Annotated in this window: 4 protein-coding genes; all 4 read left to right on the top strand. The window is 65.0% G+C overall.

The window, feature by feature from the left end:
• Positions 1–324 precede the first annotated feature (324 nt).
• Positions 325–504, top strand: coding sequence for a hypothetical protein (locus ACFFNX_RS47840; protein WP_378213075.1), 180 nt, complete (start codon positions 325–327; stop codon positions 502–504).
• Positions 497–982, top strand: coding sequence for a hypothetical protein (locus ACFFNX_RS47835; protein WP_378213073.1), 486 nt, complete (start codon positions 497–499; stop codon positions 980–982). The genes ACFFNX_RS47840 and ACFFNX_RS47835 overlap by 8 nt, the downstream gene beginning before the upstream one ends.
• Complete coding sequence (locus ACFFNX_RS47830) at positions 979–1290, top strand: hypothetical protein (RefSeq protein ID WP_378213072.1); 312 nt, start codon at positions 979–981, stop codon at positions 1288–1290. Before ACFFNX_RS47835 ends, ACFFNX_RS47830 begins: the two co-directional genes overlap by 4 nt.
• A 63-nt stretch (positions 1291–1353) precedes the next feature.
• Positions 1354–1668 (top strand): hypothetical protein, encoded by a 315-nt coding sequence (locus ACFFNX_RS47825; protein ID WP_378213071.1) that lies wholly within the window; start codon positions 1354–1356, stop codon positions 1666–1668.
• Positions 1669–2742 lie beyond the last annotated feature (1074 nt).

Here is a 2742-nt window from a genome sequence, read left to right as displayed (position 1 = left end):
ACCGGTCACGTGGTATTACATCTCTGGCCGGTTGAGAAGCAAGCGATCCGGCCTCCAACTTCGCCGGGGCGGTCCAACCCTTGGCGGTCCGGCTACTACGAGCGCATCGAGCTCCCCGACCTTCAACGGCGCGGCCGGTGTCGTCCAGAGCATCGATCGCCTTACCGATCCCGGCCTGGACGCGTGGTCGCTGAACGCCCGCCACAGTTATCCGCAGCGGGCCGGACAGCGGTCCGCCGCGACGGTACGGACGGTGATGCGGCATTACCTGGCCCGCCCCGACCTGGACAAGATCCGGTACGTCGCCGCGGTGCACCACTCGGTGTGGCTGCACGACGCCATCACCACCGAGATGAGACGGGGCTGCACGAGCGAATCGAGGAGTCCACCAGCAGGTACACCGAACTGGCGGAAGAGCTGCTGGCCGTCCAGGAGCTGTATGACCAGGCCGACACGGTGCTGTACGACCTGGGAATCATCGAGAAGGAGGCAGAAGATGCGTAGGCCAAACCTCGTCATCGGACTGAGATACGTCATCCGAGGAATCAACGACCGGCCCGAGACCGCCCACATCGAGTGCGTGTACGAAGGACAGCACGACGGCGTGCTCACCCTCGCGGACGGGTCCACCTACCACGGCGACCGAGGAACGCTGCGGTTCAGGGTGAGCGACGGTAAGGCCACCCGGATCGTCCTGCTCGGCAACGGAGTCGACGTGATCGAGACGACCCAGACCCGCATCGAGCGGGAACGGCAGGAAGCCGAACACGCCGCCCGTGTCGCAGCCGCCCGCGCCGAGGCACGCCAGTTCCTGGCCGGATTGGGGATCACCGACGTGTACACGCCCGCCGACCGGCACAGCGGCTGGACCATCGGCCAGCGCTACGTGAGCGTGCTGGAAGCCAGCGAGAACGCCGACGAGCTGACCGTCAACGGGCTGACCATCGGCCAGCTGCGCGCCATCGCGGAACGAACACCATGAGCCACGACAACCCAACACCTGAGTATCCGGCGGCCGACAGGCCGCTTTTTTGGTGGGGCGATCGACTGTGCACCTACGGCGCTTACCTGCGGATCGGCGATGATCTCTCCACCCTGGGGCACGTCCGCCGGATCGTCGCGTTCGAACCCTACGACCCAGCCAGGATCGGGCTGGAGCCCGAGGACGGCTGGCGGATCGCCCACGCCGCCGACGGATGGGCCGTCACGATCGAACCCCGCATCCCGTACGAAGTGCTGCCGCACCCCGGTGAGGCGGTGCCGGAAAAGATCGATACCTCGGGCACCTGAGGCATCCGCTACACCGATCAGGCCGGGGAGCGCCGGGTCCTGCGGTGCCTGGTCAGCGAGACGATGGCCAGACGGTGGGAAACCGAACTGGAACGGGCAACCGGCGGAGAGCACCGCGACGTGCAGGCGTTCGACCGGCTCAAGGAACTGGCCGAACGCCTGCCCATCGGCGCCAAGGTCATCCACCGCAGCACGCCGGACCTGGGGATCGGCGAGGTGACTGGAGGCCACCGGGTCACCGAGCACTACGGACCCGACGACACCTACACCGGCGACCAGGTCACCGTGTACTTCCCCGGTCACGGGGAATCCGCGTGGGTCGCCTACTACATCGGCCGGGCGGACGGCGAGCACGAGGAACCCGGCCCGAAACGCTAAACGCCAGCGAAGCTGACGAACATGCGTCCTCCAGGGGTTTTGGTGTCCCCGGGAGGAACCCGCCTCGGGTCGCCGGCTTGCTCACTCCCGGCGGGTTTTCCAATGCACGCAAAGTGCGTGCCTGCGGTGTCGATCCGTCGGCGTACGATCCTTGCGATATGTCGGGCACAGGAACGACGGAGTGACGTAAGTGAGTGATCCGAAGATTTTGGAAACAGGTGCATTGTTTGACCATTTCTTCCTCCTCGCACGGGTTTTGAGGAGAATTTCCCTTGTCTGTGCACCTGGAGACGAGGCCGTCGGCTATCTTTGGTGTTGCAAATGCGGCTTCGTGACGAGGAAGGGGAACGAGCCCGACCATGAGCATGACGAAGGGTTAGGTCAACCATGGCCGGTCGCGGTTTGGAGGAAGCGATCGGCCGAGGAAGCGTATTCATCGCTCTAATTCACGTTTCTCTCGTGGTGGTGGAGACGGCACTTGGAGTGCTGGCCAACTGGAGGACCGGAAATGAAGTGGAGATCCGCATCAGGTTGATCGGATTCAGGCTTCACCTACCGGAGCGTGGATCGCACGACGGCGGAGATGACGCCGACGCGGAGCAGGGCAGGGCAGGGCAGGGCAGGGGAAGAATACGGATCGTGCCGCAGTCGGCGATCTGGAGATGGCCGTTTCCCCGGAGGAAATAACGAACGACTGTGCTGTTGCTGCCCAAGAGTGACCGGATGTGACTTTCTCTCTCCAAAGTCGCACCTAAAAGGGCTCAGGAGGTCCCCCGCAGAACTGCGGGGGACCCTTCGTTTCATGCGAACAGCTTCGCCGGGACCGACGGAGCCCCCGACGCCGCTCGGCGTTGAGGGCTCCGCTCAGTCTTGGATCTCCGTCCATACGGTCGCCGACCGCTCGACGCGGCCGGACACGACCGGCCGGACCGCATCGGAACGGGGCGTCGGTACGGGTTCTCGGCCCCGCGTCTTCGCTCGCGTCAGCGCGGCGCGGGCCTAGATCGTTGATGGGTTATTGCTGAACCAGGCGCGGGCATGGCGAAGGGCGTCCACGATCGGTGTGTGACGACT

The organism is Actinoallomurus acaciae (assembly GCF_042429965.1).
Taxonomy (GTDB): Bacteria; Actinomycetota; Actinomycetes; order Streptosporangiales; family Streptosporangiaceae; genus Actinoallomurus; species Actinoallomurus acaciae.
Note: the sequence above shows the minus strand (reverse complement) of the source record. Positions and strands in the feature narration are given on the sequence as shown.